This is a genomic window from Rhizobium laguerreae, from assembly GCF_002008165.1.
GTDB classification, from domain to species: Bacteria; Pseudomonadota; Alphaproteobacteria; order Rhizobiales; family Rhizobiaceae; genus Rhizobium; species Rhizobium laguerreae.
The window spans coordinates 67939-88667 of sequence record NZ_MRDM01000030.1; the positions used below are offsets into that span (position 1 = coordinate 67939).

24 protein-coding genes and 3 pseudogenes are annotated in these 20729 nt (G+C 58.5%); 8 read left to right on the plus strand and 19 right to left on the minus strand.

The window, feature by feature from the left end; genetic code table 11:
• Position 1 precedes the first annotated feature (1 nt).
• The 4 genes from BS630_RS30200 to BS630_RS30215 form a co-directional block, all read right to left on the minus strand.
• Positions 2–766, minus strand: coding sequence for a hypothetical protein (locus tag BS630_RS30200; protein WP_077980339.1), 765 nt, complete (start codon positions 764–766; stop codon positions 2–4).
• Positions 766–1857, minus strand: a complete 1092-nt coding sequence (locus BS630_RS30205) for a Rieske 2Fe-2S domain-containing protein (RefSeq protein WP_077980340.1) — start codon at positions 1855–1857, stop codon at positions 766–768. The genes BS630_RS30200 and BS630_RS30205 overlap by 1 nt, the downstream gene beginning before the upstream one ends.
• Positions 1854–2015 carry a hypothetical protein gene (locus BS630_RS37530; RefSeq protein ID WP_018069726.1) on the minus strand — a complete coding sequence of 54 codons (162 nt, stop codon included), beginning with the start codon at positions 2013–2015 and terminating at the stop codon, positions 1854–1856. Before BS630_RS37530 ends, BS630_RS30205 begins: the two co-directional genes overlap by 4 nt.
• A gap of 226 nt (positions 2016–2241) precedes the next feature.
• On the minus strand, positions 2242–2958 hold the full coding sequence (locus BS630_RS30215; RefSeq protein WP_077980342.1) for an SDR family NAD(P)-dependent oxidoreductase: 717 nt from the start codon (positions 2956–2958) through the stop codon (positions 2242–2244).
• A gap of 256 nt (positions 2959–3214) precedes the next feature.
• Between BS630_RS30215 and BS630_RS30220 the strand changes: the two genes are divergently transcribed.
• From BS630_RS30220 to BS630_RS30240, 5 genes are all read left to right on the plus strand, one after another.
• On the plus strand, positions 3215–4555 hold the full coding sequence (locus BS630_RS30220; RefSeq protein WP_077980343.1) for a tetratricopeptide repeat protein: 1341 nt from the start codon (positions 3215–3217) through the stop codon (positions 4553–4555).
• A gap of 16 nt (positions 4556–4571) precedes the next feature.
• Entirely contained in the window at positions 4572–5054 is a 483-nt protein-coding gene (locus BS630_RS30225; protein WP_018069722.1) for a hypothetical protein, read from the plus strand.
• Positions 5055–5142: 88 nt separating this feature from the next.
• Positions 5143–6774, plus strand: a complete 1632-nt coding sequence (locus BS630_RS30230) for a thiamine pyrophosphate-binding protein (RefSeq protein ID WP_077980344.1) — start codon at positions 5143–5145, stop codon at positions 6772–6774.
• Positions 6761–7900, plus strand: a complete 1140-nt coding sequence (locus BS630_RS30235; RefSeq protein ID WP_077980345.1) for an OpgC family protein — start codon at positions 6761–6763, stop codon at positions 7898–7900. The genes BS630_RS30230 and BS630_RS30235 overlap by 14 nt, the downstream gene beginning before the upstream one ends.
• A 7-nt stretch (positions 7901–7907) precedes the next feature.
• Positions 7908–9125, plus strand: coding sequence for a CaiB/BaiF CoA transferase family protein (locus BS630_RS30240; RefSeq protein WP_077980346.1), 1218 nt, complete (start codon positions 7908–7910; stop codon positions 9123–9125).
• 107 nt (positions 9126–9232) lie between these two features.
• On the opposite strand, the pseudogene BS630_RS30245 reads toward BS630_RS30240, so the two are convergent.
• The 15 genes and pseudogenes from BS630_RS30245 to BS630_RS30300 form a co-directional block, all read right to left on the minus strand.
• Positions 9233–9638 (minus strand): annotated as a pseudogene (locus BS630_RS30245) (DoxX family protein).
• Positions 9639–9641: 3 nt separating this feature from the next.
• Entirely contained in the window at positions 9642–10259 is a 618-nt protein-coding gene (locus tag BS630_RS30250) for a DsbA family protein (RefSeq protein ID WP_077980347.1), read from the minus strand.
• 33 nt (positions 10260–10292) lie between these two features.
• Positions 10293–12116, minus strand: a complete 1824-nt coding sequence (gene dsbD, locus BS630_RS30255; RefSeq protein ID WP_077980348.1) for a protein-disulfide reductase DsbD — start codon at positions 12114–12116, stop codon at positions 10293–10295.
• A gap of 43 nt (positions 12117–12159) precedes the next feature.
• The gene (locus BS630_RS37140; RefSeq protein ID WP_158081438.1) at positions 12160–12327 is read right to left on the minus strand and encodes a hypothetical protein; all 168 of its coding nucleotides are present in this window, start codon (positions 12325–12327) and stop codon (positions 12160–12162) included.
• A gap of 153 nt (positions 12328–12480) precedes the next feature.
• A complete protein-coding gene (locus BS630_RS30260; protein WP_077980349.1) occupies positions 12481–12945 on the minus strand; it encodes a YHS domain-containing (seleno)protein in 465 nt (154 codons plus the stop codon).
• A gap of 100 nt (positions 12946–13045) precedes the next feature.
• Positions 13046–13594, minus strand: a complete 549-nt coding sequence (locus BS630_RS30265) for a hypothetical protein (protein ID WP_077980350.1) — start codon at positions 13592–13594, stop codon at positions 13046–13048.
• A gap of 132 nt (positions 13595–13726) precedes the next feature.
• Positions 13727–14536, minus strand: coding sequence for a CE1 family esterase (locus BS630_RS30270; RefSeq protein WP_077980351.1), 810 nt, complete (start codon positions 14534–14536; stop codon positions 13727–13729).
• A 257-nt stretch (positions 14537–14793) separates the two neighbouring features.
• Positions 14794–15985, minus strand: a pseudogene (gene tnpC, locus BS630_RS30275) (IS66 family transposase).
• Positions 15982–16377, minus strand: coding sequence for an IS66 family insertion sequence element accessory protein TnpB (tnpB, locus tag BS630_RS30280; RefSeq protein ID WP_077980352.1), 396 nt, complete (start codon positions 16375–16377; stop codon positions 15982–15984). The pseudogene tnpC and the gene tnpB overlap by 4 nt, the downstream one beginning before the upstream one ends.
• Positions 16374–16562, minus strand: coding sequence for a hypothetical protein (locus tag BS630_RS30285; protein ID WP_077980353.1), 189 nt, complete (start codon positions 16560–16562; stop codon positions 16374–16376). Before BS630_RS30285 ends, tnpB begins: the two co-directional genes overlap by 4 nt.
• Positions 16547–16792: a transposase gene (locus BS630_RS30290; protein WP_077980354.1), complete on the minus strand. Its 246-nt coding sequence runs from the start codon at positions 16790–16792 to the stop codon at positions 16547–16549. The genes BS630_RS30285 and BS630_RS30290 overlap by 16 nt, the downstream gene beginning before the upstream one ends.
• A gap of 154 nt (positions 16793–16946) precedes the next feature.
• Positions 16947–17291 (minus strand): ArsR/SmtB family transcription factor, encoded by a 345-nt coding sequence (locus BS630_RS30295; RefSeq protein ID WP_077980355.1) that lies wholly within the window; start codon positions 17289–17291, stop codon positions 16947–16949.
• A gap of 112 nt (positions 17292–17403) precedes the next feature.
• Positions 17404–17473: pseudogene (locus tag BS630_RS36855) on the minus strand (potassium-transporting ATPase subunit C); the annotation flags it as partial.
• A 154-nt stretch (positions 17474–17627) separates the two neighbouring features.
• Positions 17628–17786 (minus strand): hypothetical protein, encoded by a 159-nt coding sequence (locus BS630_RS37145; RefSeq protein WP_158081439.1) that lies wholly within the window; start codon positions 17784–17786, stop codon positions 17628–17630.
• 266 nt (positions 17787–18052) lie between these two features.
• Complete coding sequence (locus BS630_RS30300; protein WP_077980356.1) at positions 18053–18865, minus strand: class I SAM-dependent methyltransferase; 813 nt, start codon at positions 18863–18865, stop codon at positions 18053–18055.
• 434 nt (positions 18866–19299) lie between these two features.
• Between BS630_RS30300 and BS630_RS37715 the strand changes: the two genes are divergently transcribed.
• The 3 genes from BS630_RS37715 (at position 19300) to BS630_RS36865 (ending at position 20345) form a co-directional block, all read left to right on the plus strand.
• Positions 19300–19692: an IS3 family transposase gene (locus BS630_RS37715; protein WP_245310554.1), complete on the plus strand. Its 393-nt coding sequence runs from the start codon at positions 19300–19302 to the stop codon at positions 19690–19692.
• Between the two features lie 17 nt (positions 19693–19709).
• Positions 19710–19811 (plus strand): hypothetical protein, encoded by a 102-nt coding sequence (locus tag BS630_RS38780; RefSeq protein ID WP_376774676.1) that lies wholly within the window; start codon positions 19710–19712, stop codon positions 19809–19811.
• 117 nt (positions 19812–19928) lie between these two features.
• Positions 19929–20345 carry a hypothetical protein gene (locus tag BS630_RS36865; RefSeq protein ID WP_143529537.1) on the plus strand — a complete coding sequence of 139 codons (417 nt, stop codon included), beginning with the start codon at positions 19929–19931 and terminating at the stop codon, positions 20343–20345.
• The last annotated feature ends 384 nt before the right edge of the window (positions 20346–20729 follow it).

Below are 20729 nucleotides of genomic sequence, written 5' to 3' on the forward strand. Positions count from 1 at the left end.
ATCAGGCTCCATCGACAAGCCGATCAACCTTGAAGATCAGCAGATCGTCGCGCCGCTCGACACTGCCTTCGAGCACCACCGGGACGGCCGTCTTGTCGAGCAGTGCGGCCGGCATCGGACCACCGTCCTCTGATGAAAGCAGAAAGAAGCTATGACCGTCAACCGGCGCCGTGGAAACAAACACCGGCGGAACGCCGCCATTCAGACAAAGATTGGCACAGGCCTTGTGCGAAAGCCCCGTGCCGGGCTTCATTGCGCCGCCACCGCACTTCCCATCGCAGATCTCCCCCGTCAGCCGCCATTGGCCAAGGTTTTGAGGACCAGCGATTGATAAATTGACTGAGGTCGGAAGATCGGCCGCTTTCAGATCGTCGCCGCCGCCGATCAGTAGCATTTCGAGATCCCCGCGCTTGACAAAGATGCCGCCGACCTGTGCGGTTTTGCCCACAAGCGGTAGCGCTCTGGCGTCTACCCCGAATTTGCCGGATCCTGCCAACATTACTGCCCGTGCCGGTTTTGAGCCTTCAGCAGGCACTCGAAGGATCGGATAGGGCTTCAATTCCATTATCCCGATGAGATGCTCGCCGCGAAGCTCGTCGGCGTAGCTCCCCGCCCCCGGGCTTTCGGTATTGAGCGACATCAGCACTGAGGCCGATGCCATACCGGCGATGAAGAACACAATGAACCCGATCATCAGCGCCCTGACATAGGCCGGTGCCTTCTTGAAATAACCCACAAAGAAACCGCGTTCAGCAGGTCTGAGCATCAGGCTGTTCCCTCTTTCTTCGGAGCGGCAGGCATAAATTCGACTGGGATCGGAAAGGCCGTTAGCTTGGTGCCGCGCGGCAACGGTTCGGGATCGACGAGAACGGTCGATCCCTGCAACTGAACACGATATTTGCGGATGCGTTCACGGAACGGCGGCGGCGAACAGCCGTCCTCGAGCCGGTATTGATAGCCGTGCCACGGACAGGTGATAAAACCCAGAACGACTTTGCCCTCGCCGATGGGGCCATTTTGGTGCGAGCAGACATTTGAGACCGCCGAGAGCCCGCCTTTTGAGCGGAAGACGGCAATGCGTTCGCCGCCGGGCGCAGCTCCGATGATCGCCCGTCCCTCAGCGATCTTAGCAAGATCACCGACGGCAATCCAGGGTGCGTCGGGAGCGTTCGGAGATGCGGCGGCGTCGGCCGAGCTTTCCCGCCGCCCTGCAAGCAAATGCAAGGTGCAAAGCAGCGCCAAGCCACCTACTGACAGCAACCCGAGCGCCAAGTCGCGTCGATCGATGAGTGCGCCGAGCGCCACGTGCAGAATGACTGCAGCATAGGCAAGATACACGCTCATATGGATCGCCTTCCACAGCGGCGGCGTTAGGAAAGAAAGCCAGAAATCGTGGCTCGTCACCGCAAGAACCGCCAGTATGACGAGCGCGAGAATGCCGAAGAGCTCGAACGGAAAGCCGACAATACTGGTGAAGCTCGTATTGCTGGTGAAAAGCGCGGTCAGCTGCGGCGTTGGGCTGTAGGAGAAGTACCACCCAAGCACGTAGTAGGCGTGGGTTGCGGCGACAATTGCTGTCATCACACCGAAATGGCGGCGATTATAGAGAAGCGGCATGAAGCGTGTATCGAGACGCGCAAGCGGTCCAATCGAAAGTATTATGGTCAGCAGAAGCAGCGCCAGCGAGCCAAAAGCGCGCATACGCTGCGTCGGAAGATCGGTGTCGCGCAGCGCCGGCGACAGGACCGGCCCGAGCTTCAGGAAGACCAGGATATAGATGACGATCCCGGCCAGCAGAACCGCGTCATAGATCATCTTGGCCCGGTTCCAGATCACCGGCTTGTAGGATACGCTCACGGCTGCCCTCCTTCCCCTGCCGGGGTATCGAGCCGCACGGCCGGTGCATCGGTCGCCAGCTTCGGAACGCTTGCAAAAATGATGGCGAGCGCAATCGGCATGGCGATTGCAAGGCCGGTCCAGATCACCGTATGGGCGCGGCGGTGGCGGCGCTGCATGTTATCGCTCCTTTTTCGAAAGAATGATCCATCGCCAGATCACGAGCGGCCAGAGGAGCACTAGGCCAGGAACGAGCAACGGGCGAACGGCGTAAGCCTCGTGAGCTCCCGGATCGATCCTGTCGAAACCGAATAACAGAAACGCCACCGCTGCAGCGAGGCCGATGCCGGCCCATATCATCACTCCGGCGGCGATTGGATCGTACATATCGAACATGAGATGCCCTCATATGCGGCCGGTTGCCGGTATGGCAGCGCCGGTGACAACGCCGCCAGCAGGCGAGACGAGGAAACCGATCAGCCTTGCGATATCACCCGGCTGCACCCAGCTGTCGGTTTTCGCATTCGGCATCGCGGCCCGGTTCTGCGGAGTATCAATCGTTCCTGGCAGAATGCAATTGGCTGAAATTCGCTTGTCGCGGTTCTCGGCCGCGATTGCCTCGGTCAGGCGGATAACAGCGCCCTTCGAGGCAGCATAGGCAGCCTGGTTGGCGCTTGCTTTGAGGCCAGGTGCTGCGGCGATGTGAACGATGCGCCCGTAGCCGGCCTCCTGCATCGGCCGAAGTACCGCAGCGCTGATTGTGTAAGCCGTCTGAGCATTCGTGCGGAACAGCCGCTCCCACTGATTTACTCCCGCCTCAGCCACAGGTCCCGTCTCAAAACCGCCGACGGTATTGACGAGGGCATCGACTCGCCCGAACTCCTTGAGGGCTCGGTCAACCGCTTCCTTGCAGGAATCTGCGTCCGTCAGATCTATTCCACCCAAGCGCACCATGTCGCTCGCATGGTCGTAATCCGCGGACAATCGCTCCAGAGCTTCAGAACTGCGCTCGACACAAACCAAGCGATATCGGTTTGCCACGAGTCCATGCACGACTGCACGCCCAAGGTTTCCGGCAGCGCCGGTGACCAACACGACCGTCCCGTTTCCTGCTGTTTCCATAGTCAGCCGCCTTCTCTCCATCAGCGCCTAGAATCAGCCGCCATGTTCATTTTTCGCAATAGGGCATCATTTTGTTACAGATGTTTTAAAATATTTTCGGCTTCATGCTGTTGATCGCGTGGCGTGTTGCATCTGCGAAAAATATTTCTTCAGCACTGTAACGGACGAACACCTGCGGCCGTACTGATCTTTGGCGGACGCTTCCGCCCAAGGCCACAGAGGTTGCAGGCTACGTCCCTCCTCAAGGAGCAAACGAATGAAACGCGATGCCTATGACCTGATAACAAGCACCGCCAGCAGCGAGGCGCAGCGGGCGTTCGAGAGTGCTGTCTTCGGAGTAGCATCTCATCGGCCGAGCACAGGGTTGGCACTCCAGACCACGCTTTCCGCGGATCCTGATCACGTTGCCGGACATGCCTTGAAGGGCTTCGCCAATCTGATTCTCGCTCGGTCCGAGTTAGTGCCGATCGCGACGAATGCGCTGGCGGATGCACGTGCGTCACTGACAAGGAAACGCGGTGGGACGAGCGACGAGCGGATTCTCGTCAAGGCACTCGAGGTCGCTCTGGAAGGATCATTCTCTGCTGCCGCTGCGGTGCTTGACCATGGTTTTAAAAACCGGCCTGCAACATTTCTTCCCTTCAAGCTGTCACATTCCCTTCGGTTCATGACCGGAGACGCGGCAGGCATGCTGCAGGTCACGACACGCGCGGTAGATCACCTCGATACCTCTACCGCCGCGGCAGGTTTCGTCCTCGGGTGTCACGCTTTTGCGCTCGAAGAGCATGGCCGCTACTCCGAAGCACTCGCAGCTGGACAGCGCGCGGTCGCGCTACAGCCTGAGGACTCGTGGGGTTTGCATGCCGTCTCGCATGTCTTCGAGATGCGTGGTGATACAGATCAAGGCGTCGACTGGCTGGAGGGTAGCCGCAAGGCATGGTCGCGGTGTAACAATTTTGCATTCCATATGGCCTGGCATCTCGGCCTGCTGCATCTCGAACGCGGCGACCACGATCGGGTCCTCGAAATCTACGACGACGAGGTTCGACCGCAGCAGACTGACGATTTTCGCGATATGGCCAATGCAGTTTCGCTGCTGTGGCGCATGGAGCAGTCTGGTGTCCACGTCGGCGACCGCTGGACGGATCTTTCCGAGACCGCTTATCGCCGCCGGACCGATACCACGCTGATATTTGCCGCACTCCACAACCTTGCTGCAATGGTTGCCGTCGGCGAACGCGACGGCGTGGCGGAGCTCGTTTCTCAAATAGATGCAAAAGCACTAGGTACAGATGAGCAATCACGCGTCGCTGCGGAAATCGGCGTGCCGATGGCCCGCTTGCTGGCCGGCCTTGATGCGCCGGCTGATCGCCAAATGATCGACCGGATGGTCGCGAACCTCACGAAGATCGGCGGCAGCAACGCACAAAGAGATTTCTTCGTGCTCGCACTCGCGAAAGCAGTCGGCGCGGGTGGCGATAACGCGGCGGTTTCCCGCATTGGCGAAATCCGGCAACGCCTAAAGGCTGACGATCAACTTTTCAAGTCAATTGAGCGCTCCGTCGGCACCAATTTGTCCGCGCGAGCGAACCTGTAACCAAAGGAGAATTCCAATGTCGATGATGGAAATGAACAAGACGAACGTCTTTCCGGAGATCCAGCCGAGCCTGGGGCGTACGATCATATTCGCAGGCATTGCGGCCGATATCACTTGGGAGATTTGGGCGCGCCTGATTACGCCACTGTGGGTCGGTGGGCCACTTGAGCCGGCCGGCCTGATCCAGTCGGTTTTCGGCTTCAACAATCTGTTGCTCGCCGAGTGCATTCATGCCGTGGTGGGGATTATTTTCTACCCGATCGGCTACCTCTTCGTCGCCCGGCCGCTCCAGCGCCTTATTTTCCCGAAGCTGCCGTTGCTCTTGACCGGTATCGGTTTTGGAACCGGGCTTTGGGTCTTCGCACTCTATGTGATGGCGCATCTTTTTGCAGGCCTGCCGCCTTTCCTTGGCTTTATCACTTTGACCTGGGCATCACTCATCGGTCATATCCTCTTCGGCACGGTTATAGCGTTCGTTGTCCGCCAGACCGGACACTGAGACGGGCCGTGGAGTCGGTCTGCCCGGTACCACCATCCACCGGGCAGGCTGCCATCAGCGCGACTGTTTTCAAAGCGAAGAAGGATCGATGACCAACACCACCACGAATGTAAGCCGTGTCGCTGATATCGTCGCGAAGACTCTCCACGCCCATGGCGTCCGTCATGCCTTCGGGGTGCCGGGAGGCGAGGTGGTGACGTTGATCGATGGCCTTGAGAAAGCAGAAATTTCTTTCAATCTTGCCCGCCATGAATCATCGGCAGCGATCATGGCCGCTGGCGCCAGCGCGATCAGCGGGCGACCCGAGTTGCTGGTGACGACCGTCGGCCCGGGCCTGGCAAATGCGGTGAATGGTATTGCCGATGCTCTCCAGGAGCGTGTTCCCCTGATCGTCGTCTCAGGCATCGTCGATCGCGGCACGCGAGCGCGCTACACGCATCAGGTCATCGACCATACGCAGCTCCTACGGCCTATCGTCAAGGCTTCCTTCGAGATCGAGCCCGAAAGTGCTGCTTCGACCGTTGCGCGCGCTTTAACGATTGCAACGACAGAACCTATGGGACCCGTTCATCTTGATCTTTCACCGATGGTTGCCGCTTTGGCGAGTCCCAACAGCAAGGTCATCACGCCACCGACTCAATTTGGCACGTCCGTCTCGGTTACCGATCCCGGCGTGCGGCACTTGGCCGAACGAATTCGTGCTGCTGAACGACCGATAATCCTGGCGGGGCTCGAGGCTGCGCGTAACAACGCCGGCGCAGCCCTCCAACACCTTGCCGAGACGATTGGCGCTCCAGTCATTACAACTTATAAGGCGAAGGGCCTCCTATCCGAGGACCATCCAATGTCTCTTGGCGGAGCCGGTCTCTCGCCGCTGGCTGACAAAGTCATGCTAAGCCTGGTTAATAAATCAGATCTCGTGCTGATGATTGGCTATGATCCGATCGAGATGCGCCTTGGCTGGCTGGACTTTGTCGAAGACCGATCGAACCTAGTGGACATCGGCAAAACTGCGCCCGACCACGCGATGCATCATGCGGGCACCAGGGTCACCGGCGATCCGAAGGCGATTGTCCAGGCGCTTAATGGCTCGGTTATCGAGAAACAAACTTGGATAAACGCCGAGCCTCGTGTTGCTAAAGACGAGTTGGGGCAAATCTTCGCGACCAGAACCGCGTGGGGACCTCACGCGATTGTGGATCGTCTGAACGATACGGCTGGCACTGACGGGCTTGTGACGGCCGACAGCGGCGCACATCGCATTCTGCTGTCGCAAAAATGGGTGGCAACCAAGCCCTTTTCGCTGCTCCAGTCCGCGGGATTCTGCACCATGAACGCGGCGTTGCCCTTGGCCATCGGCGCCAAAGTCGCCGATCCATCACGACGGGTTTTCGCCGTGATGGGTGATGGCGGGCTCGAGATGGGGATCGGTGAGCTCGCGACGCTTCGCGATCTCAATCTGTCGGTAACGATCGTTCTGTTCCAGGATCGCAGTCTCGCCCTGATCGCCTTGAAACAGGCGTCTGCCGGGTTGGCTCCCGCCGGCGTCACGCTGGGAGAAACCGACTTCGCCGCGGTCGCACGAGGCTTCGGCGGCTATGGTGTCAATGTGGAGAATTCCGATGAGTTCAGTCGCGAGCTTGAGGCTGCCGGCAAACGTGGAGGCTTCAGCCTCATCGCTTGCCGGTTCGACGCAAACGCCTACGATGGCGCCTTCTGAATCTGCCCCAACAGTGCCGGCTCCTCAGAAGGTCAAACGTCCGCGCGATCCAAGGCTCGATTTCTTCCGCGGCGTCGGCATGCTGATCATCGTGCTGGCACATATCCCGAGTGACGGCTGGGCGTTGTGGATCCCGGCACGGTTCGGTTTTTCCGACGCGACGGAAATGTTCGTCTTCCAATCGGGAATGGCCTCGGCCATTGCCTTCGGCTCGACGTTCGATCGCAGCGGCGCCCTCGTCCTCGTCGCGCGCATCGCCCAGCGGATCTGGCAGATCTTCTGGGCTCACATCGCCGTCTTTGTCGCGGTTGTCGCCATCATGGTTGTGGCCGGCACGCGCTATGACGGCGTCACCTATGTCGATAGCCTCAATCTCGTGCCCTTTATGAAGGATCCGGGCCATCTTCTCGTCGGCCTGCTTACCCTTACCTACGTGCCGAACTATTTCGATATCCTGCCGATGTACATCGTCATCCTTGCCTTGATGCCGGTGATGATCCTCGCCTCAAGTGTGCAGCGCCTTTTGCCCTTTGCGCTCATGCTGACGCTGTGGCTTGCCACGCAATTCGGTTTTACGGGGCTGCCGGCCGAGCCCTGGTCCGATCGTCCCTGGTTCTTCGATCCGTTCGGGTGGCAGTTCCTGTTCTTCACCGGCTTTTTTCTGATGCGCGGCACTTTGCCGGCGCCGGCATTCGACCGCCGGCTGATGGCGCTCGCTATTGGAATCGTCATTCTCACGGTGCCTTTCGCCTGGGTTCGGTTTCAAGAGCTTCACCCCTTCTTCCAGATGGCAGCGGCAAAGCTTGCTCCATTTGCCGACAAGACGGACTTCGGGCCGCTGCGGTTCGTTCATTTCATGGCGCTCTGCTACATCGCCGTGCATCTGGTCGGCGAAAGAGGTTCGCGTCTGCGTGGTCCCCTCGTGCGCGTGCTGACTGTCGTCGGCCAGCAATCGCTCGCCGTCTTCATCACCGGCATGGTAATCGCCCAGCCGATTGGTATCGCGTTGGACCATGCCGGTCGCACCACGGCCGCCGAAGCGATTGGAAACCTGTTCGGCTTCGCGACGCTGATCGCGACCGCTTATCTCGTCAGGTGGTTCAAAAGTTCGCCCTGGAAATCGTGAGGCTTCGATGTCTGAATGCAATAAATCCGCTAGCCTCGACGGTCTGCGTATTCTCGATCTCTCGCGCATCCTAGCGGGGCCGACTTGCACGCAATTGCTCGCCGATCTCGGTGCCGATGTCATCAAGGTCGAGCGACCCGGCGTCGGCGACGATACGCGGAGCTGGGGTCCGCCTTTCGTCCCGAATGCCGACGGCAACGACGGCGATCTCAGCGCCTACTTCCTGTCGGCAAACCGCAACAAGCGATCGATCGCCATCGACCTTACCAGCGAGGCGGGCGTCGTGCTCGTCAAGCGGCTTGCGGCCATCTCCGATGTCGTGATCGAAAACTACAAGCCTGGCGATCTGGCGAGGCGCGGCCTGGGCTACGAGGACATTCGCAAGGTGAAGCCGGATATCGTCTGGTGCGCGATTTCGGGATTTGGCCAGACCGGTCCCTATGCCGAAAGAACCGGTTATGATTTCCTCGTTCAAGCCATGGGCGGCATCATGAGCATCACTGGGGAAAGCGATGCGGCCGGCGGCCGGCCCGTCAAGGTCGGCGTCGGCATTGCCGACGTCATGTGTGGCATGTATGCGACCGTAGGCATCCTTGCCGCCCTGCGCCACCGCGACCGGAGTGGCGAAGGTCAGTATATCGATCTGGCGCTCTATGACGCGCAAGTCGCCTGGCTTATCAATGCCGCAACGAACCATCTGGTCACGAGCAAGGTGCCGGGCCGCATCGGCAACCGGCATCCCAACATCGCCCCCTACCAGACCTTTGCGACATCCGCCGGCGATATAGCCATTGCGATCGGCAACGACCAGCAGTTCATCCGGTTCTGCGCAACGATCGGCGTTCCCGAACTGGCCGATGACCAACGCTTCCGGCGCAACCGGGACCGCGTCGTCAATATCGACGCCCTGGACGAGCTCGTGACTGACGCGCTGCAAGCCGACACCGCCGTAAACTGGGAGCGACGCCTCGTCGCTGCCGAAATTCCGGCGGGCCGGGTTGCCACGATAGATCAGGTCATTTCCAACCCCCATACGATTGCCCGGGAAATGGTCGTTGAAATCCAGACGCAGGGCGGTAAGCAGTTGCGCCTTCTCGGAAATCCCCTCAAGATGTCGGGGACACCAGTCCGCCTCGACCGACCTCCTCCGCATCTCGACGAGGACAGAGCACAAATCCTTCATGAACTCGCTGAGCTCGAAGCCGCGAAGGGTGTGCTCGACTAGGTCAAGCTTCGGAGCAGCCAGACAGCTGCCACCGATGCTTCACCGTCAACTAGCCCGGCGGCCAAACAAATGCTCGACCAAGTGTCGACCGACAGCTTTTCCGGACCTCAGGCCGTAGTCGATAGTGCCATTGCAGCCCGGGTAATATGGATCGGCCATCCGTCGGGCCCGGTCAATTCGACAATCAAAGTCATGAACCGCACGCGGTCGCCAGCAAAGCGGGTGGCGAAGCCGAGTACCAGAAGGATCGGCAAGGCGATCTCGACTACGCCGGAGAGAAAAGCCATGACCACGGGGGCCGGATAAGGCGCCGCCCGGCAAGTGCAGCATGAATTCGTCGGTGAAGGGGGTGTTGGCGGTGTCGTTCAGCTGCAGGAAGCCATCCCATTTCAGCACGCCGGACCTCCAGAAAGGCACGGCCAGCGCGACACGGATGACGGTCTGAACGAATGTCGGCTGCGCGACACTGCGAATGAGGCTCTGAACCATTTCCACGAGTGTCGCGAGCGTCATTTCTTACGCTGCCCGAGCCTGCTTGATAAGGTCGCGGAGTTGATCTTTGCTGAGAACGCCGGAGTAGGCCGTTTTTCCGATCACAAAAGACGGCGTTCCTCCGAAGTTAAAGGCCAGAGCCTGATCGTAGTTCCGCGTCAGAAGATTGGAAATTTTCTTGTCGTTCTGGCGCACAGCTGCTGCGATCTTGCCGAGGTCGAGCCCCGCGGACGTCAGTAGTCGTTTGACGTCTTCTTCACTCAGCGAAGCTGGCGTTGCCATCAACACGTCCATGGCTTTCTCATAAACGCCGATTTCGTTCGCGCCGAGCACGGCCTGCGCAGCAAAGACGGACGCGTCGCCAAATACGGGCCAATCCTTCATGATAAGACGGACATTTCCGTCTTCAGCGACGACCGATTTCACATCGGGGTGGCTCTTTTTACAATAGGGACATTGGTAGTCGAAAAACTCAACCACCGTGACATCGCCGTCGGGATTGCCGAGCACGGGCGTATCCGGATCGCGAAAGACATCGTCCCGTGTGAGTTGCTGCGTTGACCCGGTTCGCGGAGCCACGACCGCCAAAATGGCAGCGCTCGCCGCGACCGAAAGAAGGCGTCTGCGATCGATCATTCTCATTGTTCTTATCCTCGATAAGTTACGAAGTATGGGTTAACTCCCGCTTCGGGCATCTGAAACAGCCCGGAGCACATCGGCCGCCCCGAATTCACCGACCAGTCGACCATTCGCTGCTTCCTGCCGGTCGCGCCCGAAGAAGATCATTGTCGGCGGTCCGACGACATCGAGTTCGCGCATCAAAGCGCGCTGAGCGGGGTCGATATTGGTCAGATCGACCTTGAGCGTCTTCAAGGAGCTCAACGCCTGGGCAATTTCCGGCCTGGAAAAAACATTCCGGTCGATCGAGCGGCAGCTCACGCACCAATCAGCCGTGAAATACACAAGGCTCGGCTGCCCCGTCGCACCGGCAGATTCGAGTTGGCTGGCAAATTCTGCCTTCGACCCGACGGACAGCATGATTTTTGCCGGATCAACCTGCGCGACCACTCGGTCGCCGCCAATACCCCCAAGCGGCCGCAATGGATCGGTCGAGCCTGAAGCGAGTCCGACGATGAGCAAAACGGCATAGACCGCCGACAACAAGCCAAGAGCCTGCAAGCCCATGCGTACCGGCGTCGCACGCCCCTTTGCGAGGTCGAAGGCTCCGAGAAAGACGGCCACAGCCATCGCCCATACGGCCCAAAGTGGCATCGACATCCATTCCGCCAGCAGGGGTTCCGCCATCCAGATGCCAAAGGCGAGAAAGACGAAACCGAAGACATACCTGACCGAATTCATCCATGCCCCGGCACGCGGTAGCGCATGAGCGCCGACCGTGCCAAAGACGACCAGGGGAATGCCCTTGCCGAGACCGAGCGCAAACAACAACCCTGCGCCAAGAGCCGTGTCGCCGGTGCGCGCGACGTAAAGAAGCGCGCCGGCAAGCGGGGCCGTTACGCAGGGACCAATAATGAAGGCTGACGAAAAACCGAGCGCTGCTGCCGATCCGACCGACCCGCCCGCTGTTTCCCGACGCCCGAATTTGGTTATCAGAGCTGAAGGTAGCTGCAGTTCGAAGACGCCAAACATGGAAAGCGCGAGTGACACGAATATCAACGCCACCACCGCGACCGTGAAGGGCGATTGCAGGGCTATCTGCAGATTTTCGCCCGTCCACGCTGCGACCCCACCAAAGATGGCAAACGCCCCAGCGAGCCCCACGGCATAACTTGTCGACAGCAAAAAACCGCGCCGAGCATCCAGTCGTTCGCCTTCACGCGACAACATCGCGGCGACAATCGGATAGAGCGGGAAAACGCATGGCGTGAAAGCCAGCAGGATCCCAAAACCGAGAAAGGCCGCAAGTAAGAGCGGAACGCCGCCACGGGCAAGGAACCGATCGACGATGTTGCCGCCATTTGTCTGTTGTCTGCTTGCATCCGCGGCAGTCCCGCTGACTGTCTGAGCGTTGTCAGCTGCTGCTGGTTCGGACCAGTCCGATTGCCTGCCGGTTGGCGGCGAAAAGATCGGCTGTTCGGAAACCGCGAGCGTTGCCGTGTCGATCGTGCGCCGCGCAGGCGGATAACACAGCCCATGTTCCTGGCAGCCCTGATAGGTCAACGTGAAGGACGAGCCGACAGGGCTGAGCTCAGCATCGGCTTTTTCGAAATAGACTTCCGATTTGCCGAAATTCTCGTCGTTTTTCTCCACCCCAGGCGCCATGCTGAGCGGGATGGCTGCACCGTCTGTGGCCTTGGCCGAGATATACTGCCGATAGAGATAATATCCTGGCGGCATTGCCCAGTGCAGATGGATCACCCCGCCCGGCGTTTTGTCCAACGTCAGCCGAAAGGCATCGTTCATCGCAAGCGGTGCGCCCGCAGCGATCGCGTTCCCGACGGCGAAAAGGAACAGGAACACTATTGCGATTAACCGCATGATTTTCCCGCGCTAGGTTTAAGGCCGCCTCGCCCGATCGCCATCATGCGCGCTTTGCGTCCGGCTGACGGTGATTGGCCGCCATCATCTGCAGCAAGCCGCTAGCATCATCGGGTTCGGCATCCAGCAAGTCGGCGAGTGCCACGATTACCTCGCGGCGGCTCCAGCCGGCCGTCGCTGCCCGGTCAACCAGATCGTTCAGCTGCGTCACGACCGATCTCTGACAATCGCGATGGCGGCTGGGGTGACCTTGAGAAAAATGGGGTGTAGAAATCATGGCTCGGGCGGTTGCCTTCGGTAGATTGATCGGGACGCCGCCCGCCCGCATGTCGGCGGGCAGGCAGTTCACCGTGAAGACGGACAGTCACGGAGCAGGCTGTTCTTTCACCGTATCCCAGTTGGCGTTCGCCTTTTTGATATAGCCGCCAACGTCCGTCCTCCACGTCTGCATGACATGGTCGTTGTAGTTGAGGTAAAGCTTGTCATCGACGACGGTAAAAGCCTGCGGCTCTGTCGGGGCCTTATGCCCGTCTGCCGTCCCATACGCGCAATAGCCGCCAAACTGCGGTGCAAAATGCTCGGGATTACCCGCGAAGGTGTCGCGATGCGCTGCGGAGGCAAAGTAGAACGTTGTGCCCTTGTAGGTGGCAGTGAATTTGTCGGAGCCCTTGACCGGCTTGTGGTCGGTGAAGTAGGCAACGGCGTCGTAGCCGTTTATGGCGACGCCGTTGGTCGCATATATTTCATCGGCCAGCGCGATCGAAGCTGTCGAAAGAGCAAGCGCCGTGGCTGCAGCCAATGGCAGGAAATGCCGGAATGATGGGGTCATGGTCGTTCCTCTGTTGAGACTGACATGACCCAATTCGCACCGGAGCGGAGGTTTGTTACTTCCCCAACGTTCACGACTTCGTGTGTCGGCCCTTATCTCCTCACTGCGAGCACATCGTGAGTGCAAGCTTCATTTCCAGTTCCTGGATCCTTCCATCCTTCTCGGCCGATACCCTGGCCATGCTTCGCATTCGTGCGTCGCTTGCGCGTGAGATTTCCCAGAACGCAACGGTAAACAGCACCGGGAGCGTCGAGGAGCGATCAGCGCGTGACAGTTGATCCGGCAGCGAAGCACCGTCTTCTACCACCACGCGACCCCAAAGCTTCAAAGAGCATTCAGCACCGGCGTCGCAACGAAGTATGGCTTCAATCGCTGCTCCGGATCGGCCGGCCGTATGACGGAATACTGCAGTGTCCACATGAATGCGAAAGGTCGATATATCAATGACATGCGGAAGCATCGCGATGCTCGGTACGGTCTCAAAAACAATTCCCGGCCGAATCTGCGCATAGTCGATCGCTAGTTCGCGGTGTCCCTGGACCAGGTGAGCGATGCTTGGCGTGATCGCCTGACCCCAAACAGCAGCGCCCTCTCCAAAATGATGAACGATTGAATGCCCTATATTCGGACAAACGACAGAATGTTGCATGACAACTCTCCTTTGTAACGGTTAGACGGAACTGGTGGTCCGGCAAACCAAGGCAAAACGCCTTGTTACCCTACGAGTTCGCACACGGCGGCCCGCTTGTTACAGAGACGTACAAAATTCTTCGGAGAAGGCTCATCGAGGAAACCCGATAGCGGTCAGTGCAGCGTCGAGCATGTCGGCGCGGGCCTCATGGCCGCCATTGTGAATGCACATGACGCTGTCGCCCCGAATGCAGCGGGGGACATCGTCACACTGAATTCCGTCCAGAGTGACTTTCCTGACAATTGTGACATCGCATTTACCGCGGGACCGCATAATCGCTATGCTCTCGAAGGCATTCCCTTGACGAAACCGCGCACCAATGGCGCGTCCGGAAAGTGGGAAGGTCTGGTCCGCGGTCCCATGAAAATGTATGATCGGTGGAATAGCCGCGACACAATCAGCCGCTTTCGGAAGTGGATTCCAGAACACGCCCGAAAACGTCACCATTGCTCTTGTCCTCTCGCCTTGCTGGCAGGCAGTATACCAAGCCATCGAAGCGCCGATAGAAAATCCGCCGATCACCGTCTTATCGGGACTAAAGCCGTAGCGATTATGCAGGTCTTGGAAGACGTCGGCGATGAAAGCCTTCTCATCGCGCCCCGATTGGGCGCTGTTTGGAAAGGACCAACTTCCCCCGATTCCATCCACCGCTACATACGCAAGATGATGCGCGAGAGTCATATCAACCAGTCGCCGCTGCCGCATCTGTAACTTCGCGGAACTCTTATATCCATGGAAAAACACGTAGACGCCTCGAAGATCGCCATCGCTCGGTAGTTCGATGTGATAATCTCCTCCTCGAACCGAACAGGCAACTTCGCCCCCGCAAGTCGTCATGGCGAAGACGCTTGATGTTATGGCGACAAAAAAGACGAGTACGCCAAATAAGCGCGAAAGCATGGTGTTCCTCTCCGGTTGATCGCCCGCGTGCTAAAGGCTTGTAGCTGGGGAGCAGTTTTGCGAGGAATCACATTGGCGAGAGGGGCAACCTTTCGCGATTAAATGCGCGAGCGTGCCATTATTGTTGTTCGCAACGACAACGCCATCGCCAGCGTTGCAGGTCCGCAACATTGCCTCTTTGGACATCTGACTCAGCAATCCAATAAGTATCGTAAGCATCCGGTGAGTACCGCATCTGGCCCTGATGGTGTGCAGGCTCAGAGGTCTGGCGAGAGTGCCGCGACAGCTCTTGCAGCCTTGTCGCAACGCTCAGCAATGGCGCGGCTGCCGCGTTTGGCATTCGTGGCGATGTCGGCCAGCACGAAGAACTTGCGCCTCGCGTGCGACCAGCAGAGCGCCTGCGTCAGCTGCCCCGGCTCGCGGTCTACCTTGAACAGCGGATTGTAGCCGCCATAGGCATCAGCCTGCAGAATGCCGGTGAAGGTCTTCAAGTGGCGCTCGGGATGCTCTTGTCGTCGATCTCGCGAAGCATAGTAGAGAGCCTCTGGCGGCAATTGCCCGCCGAACCGGCCGGTCGTCTCGGACATAGGTCCAGACGCGACCCGTATCGGTCTTTCCTTTCGCCAGGATCGGCACTGTGGTGTCGTCACCATGCAGCCGCTCGGCAGCCAGGACATGCGCTTCGATCAACGAATGGATAGGCTTCAGCGCCGCGGCGCAAGCGCCGACCTGACCTGCCAGCGTCGACAGGCTAAGGTCGATACCCTCTCGGGCATAGCGCTCGCTCTGGCGGTTCAGCGGTTGATGCTGCGCGAACTTCTCAAACAGTATCATCGCCAGAAGGCTGGGCCCGGCAAAGCCCCGCGGCGTCACATGGAAAGGAGCTGGTGGCTGGGTGATCTTCTCGCATTCGCGGCAGGTGAACTTCTCCCGCACCGTTTGGATCACCTTCCACTGACGCGGGATGACCTCCAGGGTCTCGGTGATGTCTTCGCCCAGCTTCGACAGCTTGCCCGAACCGCAACAAGGGCAGCTCGCCGGGGCCGCGATAACGACACGCTCGCGCGGCAGATGTTCAGGGAATGGTTTCCGTGATGGACGCTTGCGCTCGAAAGCCCTGACCGTCGAGGCTCTGGCTGCAACCTCTGCCGCCAGTTCGTCTTCGCCAGCGTCAGCCTCAAGCTCCTCGAGCTGCAGTTCCATCTGTTCGAGGAGTCGCGCCTTGCGTTCTGACCGGCTGCCGTAAAGTTCACGGCGAACCTTCTCGATCTCCAGCTTCAACCGCGCGATCAGCGCTTCGGAATGCGACACGAGCGCCTTTGCGCTGGCGGCTTGCGCCTTGGCGGTCGCAGCTTCTGCCTCGGCAGTGATACGCCGGGCACGCTCCTCGGCCAGCAGTGCAAGCGCACTGGCAAGGTCGTCCGGAAGCTCATCAGTCGCGTCGCTCATGGCAGGATGGAATCATATCCGAGTCCGCCATTCAGTGCTTTTGCTCGTCCTGCCGATGTTGGCCGCCAGGTCTTTTGCGGCATCCGCCAGTCTATGCCTTCGAGCAGATAACCGAGCTGCGCCGGTGTGATCACCACCGTGCCGTCAGCGGCTGACGGCCAGATGAAGCGGCCGCGCTCCAGCTTCTTCGTGAACAGACAGGCTCCTTGTCCGTCATGCCAGATCACCTTGTTCAGACCTCCACCGCGCCCCCGGAACACGAACAGATGTCCGCACATCGGATCGCGCTTCAGCGTCTCCTGCACCATCAACGACAGACCAGGAAAGCCTTTGTGCATGTCCGTATGGACGGTCGCGAGCCAGACCTTCACACCAGCAGGGACAGAGATCATCGCCGACCCAGCTCGAGAATGCGGCCAAGCGCCTCTGTGTCGATGTCGCTGTTCACGCGGACACGGCGATCGCGGCCAAGCTCAATCGTCACATCGCTGCGCTTCCGGCGCGATGGCGCCGGCGCTTCCGTGGCCGCGACCTGGATTGATGGTGCAGTATTCGACACGGTCACCGGAACCAGCATATTGGCCGCCTGCGCCGACGGCTCCTCGTTCCGGCAGAGTTCCTTACGCCCCGAAAGAGCTGGCTCACATGAATGCCGGCCGATCGCGCAATCTCGGAAAGAACCGCTCCTGGCTCGAGGCAGGCTGCTACAAGCCGCTCCTTATCCTCGCGAGACCACCGCCGACGGCGATGCCATAAGGTGGGGGGTGTCCGACGAGAAGGGACCATCAAGGACGTCACCGTCAACATCAATATTCAAGAATTTGCCCATTGCCAGCCCGCCGATCATCGGCAAAGCCTGGGCCAGGTCCGTCGCCGATGGAAAGCGCGACTGAATCCAGCGTTCGTGTCGACTGTAAGCACCTAGGCGAATCTCCGTCGGCAGTTGCCGCTCTACGGGCGATCAGTCCGTCTTCGGCCGCTCGGGAAGCTGTCCGTAAGCCGTCAGAATGGCCCTGATCAGGCCCGGGAAGCGTTCGTCCAGCTCGTTGCAGCGGCTTTGATTGCGCATCTCCACACCCTGGCGCTCGCTCCGGATCAGCCCGGACTCGCGCAGCACCTTGAAATGATTGGAAAGCGACGACTTTGGGATGACGCGGTCGCCGAGATCGGCATGCGAGGAGCACGTCCCGCCACCGCTGGCGCCGGCAAGCTTTGCATAAATGGCAACGCGCTCCGGATCGGACAGCGCATAGAGGATCGCCTCGGGCTTGATGTCCTCCAGGGCGGGGTGAAAGAGCGGTCTCATAAAGTTTATACAGCGTCCCTTGACATCGAGATTAACAGTTCCGCATTTCTGAACTCCAGAAAAGTTCGGCCATCAGGCGGATAACCGGCCTGGACGGCGATGTTGCCCTCTTCCGGCAGCAGGCCGGTGATGGCGGTGGTGGCAACGATCATGACGACCGCAGGACGAAGTTCTTTCACCATTGTCTTACTCCTTCGAGTGTTCAGACGAATCGACTATATGGAGCTCTCCGTCCAAGAACGTGCGGAGCGCTGCGATCACCCGCGGAACCTGCACACAATCAGCGCCCGGTGCCGTAATCACCTCATGCCTAAAGTAAACGTCGTAAAACCACGTTCAGGCCGATGAGGAGCTATTCGCGCGGCGCGCGGCAATCATCTCGTTAAGTTGCTTGATCTGGAGCCGGTAGGTTTCATCTCCACCGCGACGCTGCTTTTTCTCAAGATTTCTCAACGCGCTTTGGAGCACTCGCAGTTCGTCATCGATGTTCGCCATTCTCCTCTCCCGAAATAACTTACCAACGAAAAAACCAGGTTCATCATGCCACCTCCAAATGCAGACGGTTTCGTCGCTAGGCAAAAGTTAATTGCTTCCTATTTAAGCCGCGGTACACGACCCAATTCCGCCTTTAATGACTTACCACGCGGCGGCGCGGTTGAGGGAATCCTTGACCGCACAAGGTAACCTAGCCCAGGCAATGCCACTCTATTGATATGGGTGGTGAAGCCTCGATGTTGGTGACTGGGTGACTTACTGGGCGACTAGCTAACGGGCAAATGTCCCACTGCAATGAAAGCGCGTGTGGCGACCCGCGCCACGCCATCGGAACCAGTATATTTGGTCAGTGCAGCAACGAAGGCATTCTCGAACTCCGCGCGCTCCCAATCGCTCAGCGCCTTGTATCCTGGAAACATTCGGATGGACGATCCGCTATCATCCATCACGGTACGAGGGGACGTGACTTCCCATTCTCCTTTGAAATCGTGCACCTCGGCGCGTCCGCAACCCGCTTGGAGCAACGCGGCGGAGACGGCGACTTTGGTCCAGGATGGGAAAAATCCTTCAGGCCAGAGCTGTCGATTTGGAAACAAGTCACGATATACCTCACTAGCCAAATAGTGCGGCGCTTTATTTTCCTCCTGATCCCATGTTGCAACCGCGATGCGGCCTCCTGGGCGTACAACCCGCACCAGCTCGCGCAGTCCGGTTTCCCCGCCTTCAAATGCTAACACGCCCACGATTGACACTGCAGCGTCGAACGATGCATCCGGCACTTGCAGCGAATTAAAGTCTTCTACGCGTGCCTCGGAGGTAGCGTGCTGACGCAATCGCTCGGCCGCCCGCTCGACCATTTTTGGCTCGATGTCAGTCGCAAGAACACGCGCACCGCGCTCCGCTGCTCGCATAGCTAACGCACCCGTCCCGGCACCTGCGTCGATCAACGTGTAGCCTGAAGCGATATTTATAAAATCCAGCGCGCTTAAGCCAATTGGAAGCGTCAAGGGATCAACCACTTGCTCGTAAAAATTCACCAGCTCGCCAAAATCTAACGGGCCGCTTGTGCCGTTACTCATTCCTCGGCCTCCTTTTTGAATAGTGCAGCCAGTACATAAATGCTGGCGCCTCTCACATCTCTTCTCGCTATCTGTGCTGGTGCGGTGTCTGTACACCGCTGCCCCGTCTTGCGGAGCGCCGGAAAAACGTTCTCCCCGCCCGATGAAGACTTATACGGCTGCAGATAACTCGTTGTTACAAATGTTGACGCGTTTATCTGAACGCTACATTTCGCACCATGAGTCAAAACTGTCTGGAGTGAACCCTCGGGCTGGACCACGGGATACGAAAAACTGATGCGCTCTTAGGGAATCGGAGAAGGCTCATTATATCCAGAGGACCATATCGACGCCATTCAACGTCATTCTAGCTGCAGCTTTCCCAGGATATCCGAAACGGTCATTGGGTGGCGTGACGCGCAACGCACTTACGGGGTGTCGGCCAACCTCATCAGTTGTGGCTGACTCAGTTCGATCCCGGCGAAATCAATGATGAAGAAGCTGAAGCGAGCCTCACAGCTGAGTATGAGGCGCAAATCGCGGCGTTGGAACGCAAGGTCGGCCAACTGACGATGGAACTGGACCTGATAAAAAAACCGACGAGTGCCCCAAACCTCGGCGATGCCGAACTCGTTGCGATTATTGAGGAAATCCGGGACGAATTGTCCTGCTATGAATATCGGCGCGAGACCCGTGAGCTTAACCGACGGGGTCATCTCGTCAATCACAAGCGTGTAGCGCGGGTGGTGCGGGCCAATCAATTGGGGATCAAGCCGCGCAAGTGGTATGTTCGCACGACGGATAGCCGCCACGATCACACATCTACCCGATCCTGTACCGCAACCTGATCCCGGATCGACCAAACATGGTCTGGGTGGCCGATTCTACGCACATCCGAATTCCCACTGGCTTCTGTTATCTGGCTGTCATTCTCGATGCCTGCAGCCGGAAACATAGTCGTATGTAACAATCCGACCATCAAAGACGTATTGAGATAATCGTAACCGCCGTATCAGCGCGAGGCCTGTCAGTATGGTACTAGCACCGGCGCAAAATCTAGAATTGTTAAGAGGCAGCGCAAACAATGATCGAACCCTTAAATGTCTGCCACCTGCGAAGCAATAGTGCGGATCTTTTATTCGAGAGTCGCACAATTTTCAGACCTACCGAACACCTTGTCGCATTCGCGGATGAACTTCGCCAGATCGATCAACGCGTAGCCGCGCCATCTCATGTCCTTAACAAATCGGCCCTACGCGCCAACAGCACAGATTGTGAGACGCCTTCAGAAACAGCGATTTCTGAAAAACTGGCGAAACACAACATTTACAGCGGAAACATACACATCTGGGCATTAGAATTTGCCCAAAGCGGATACACTATATTGCCCCTGCTTCCAGCTAGTTCAGTTGTTTATATGGCAGCGCAGTCTATTAATCGCAAACGCAATAAGTCACTCGATCCCGTGAAAACAGCGGCACAACTAGATGTGTCGACGTAAAGGGTCTGCGGCTGCATGGCCTTTCATATTGCCAGCGGGTTGGTACAACGGCATTTTTTGCGATACTCAATTAGCCGACTGCTGATAGTTCAACGATACCCGTCGTTCAGGCACGAGCAATGCCTGCGCCCCGCCAAAGGCGTCAAGCGCCAGTAGACGGCATTAAATCCAATCTGTAAGCGTCTCGCTCCAGGGGGCATGCACAAACGAAAAGCTCGATGCCCCGAGCACAATAACGAACAGGGCTTGCCGCGTCTTTCCCGACAGTCGATCGATGACCATCGTGACGGTGTCGCCCGCGTCTCGTGCACCGTCGAGGGAGCCGTATTACCGCGCCGCAATCGACTTGTGACCGAGCAAATCTTCTAATCTATATCTCTCAGA

Coding starts and splice junctions, on each gene's coding strand:
- BS630_RS30200 (WP_077980339.1), bottom strand. CDS start 766: ATGCTCAGACCTGCTGAACGCGGTTTCTTTGTGGGTTATTTCAAGAAG.
- BS630_RS37530 (WP_018069726.1), bottom strand. CDS start 2,015: ATGCAGCGCCGCCACCGCCGCGCCCATACGGTGATCTGGACCGGCCTT.
- BS630_RS30215 (WP_077980342.1), bottom strand. CDS start 2,958: ATGGAAACAGCAGGAAACGGGACGGTCGTGTTGGTCACCGGCGCTGCC.
- BS630_RS30220 (WP_077980343.1), top strand. CDS start 3,215: ATGAAACGCGATGCCTATGACCTGATAACAAGCACCGCCAGCAGCGAG.
- BS630_RS30225 (WP_018069722.1), top strand. CDS start 4,572: ATGTCGATGATGGAAATGAACAAGACGAACGTCTTTCCGGAGATCCAG.
- BS630_RS30230 (WP_077980344.1), top strand. CDS start 5,143: ATGACCAACACCACCACGAATGTAAGCCGTGTCGCTGATATCGTCGCG.
- BS630_RS30235 (WP_077980345.1), top strand. CDS start 6,761: ATGGCGCCTTCTGAATCTGCCCCAACAGTGCCGGCTCCTCAGAAGGTC.
- BS630_RS30240 (WP_077980346.1), top strand. CDS start 7,908: ATGTCTGAATGCAATAAATCCGCTAGCCTCGACGGTCTGCGTATTCTC.
- BS630_RS30250 (WP_077980347.1), bottom strand. CDS start 10,259: ATGAGAATGATCGATCGCAGACGCCTTCTTTCGGTCGCGGCGAGCGCT.
- dsbD (WP_077980348.1), bottom strand. CDS start 12,116: ATGCGGTTAATCGCAATAGTGTTCCTGTTCCTTTTCGCCGTCGGGAAC.
- BS630_RS30260 (WP_077980349.1), bottom strand. CDS start 12,945: ATGACCCCATCATTCCGGCATTTCCTGCCATTGGCTGCAGCCACGGCG.
- BS630_RS30265 (WP_077980350.1), bottom strand. CDS start 13,594: ATGCAACATTCTGTCGTTTGTCCGAATATAGGGCATTCAATCGTTCAT.
- BS630_RS30270 (WP_077980351.1), bottom strand. CDS start 14,536: ATGCTTTCGCGCTTATTTGGCGTACTCGTCTTTTTTGTCGCCATAACA.
- tnpB (WP_077980352.1), bottom strand. CDS start 16,377: ATGATCTCTGTCCCTGCTGGTGTGAAGGTCTGGCTCGCGACCGTCCAT.
- BS630_RS30285 (WP_077980353.1), bottom strand. CDS start 16,562: ATGCTGGTTCCGGTGACCGTGTCGAATACTGCACCATCAATCCAGGTC.
- BS630_RS30290 (WP_077980354.1), bottom strand. CDS start 16,792: ATGTTGACGGTGACGTCCTTGATGGTCCCTTCTCGTCGGACACCCCCC.
- BS630_RS30295 (WP_077980355.1), bottom strand. CDS start 17,291: ATGAGACCGCTCTTTCACCCCGCCCTGGAGGACATCAAGCCCGAGGCG.
- BS630_RS37145 (WP_158081439.1), bottom strand. CDS start 17,786: ATGGCGAACATCGATGACGAACTGCGAGTGCTCCAAAGCGCGTTGAGA.
- BS630_RS30300 (WP_077980356.1), bottom strand. CDS start 18,865: ATGAGTAACGGCACAAGCGGCCCGTTAGATTTTGGCGAGCTGGTGAAT.
- BS630_RS38780 (WP_376774676.1), top strand. CDS start 19,710: ATGGTCTGGGTGGCCGATTCTACGCACATCCGAATTCCCACTGGCTTC.
- BS630_RS36865 (WP_143529537.1), top strand. CDS start 19,929: ATGATCGAACCCTTAAATGTCTGCCACCTGCGAAGCAATAGTGCGGAT.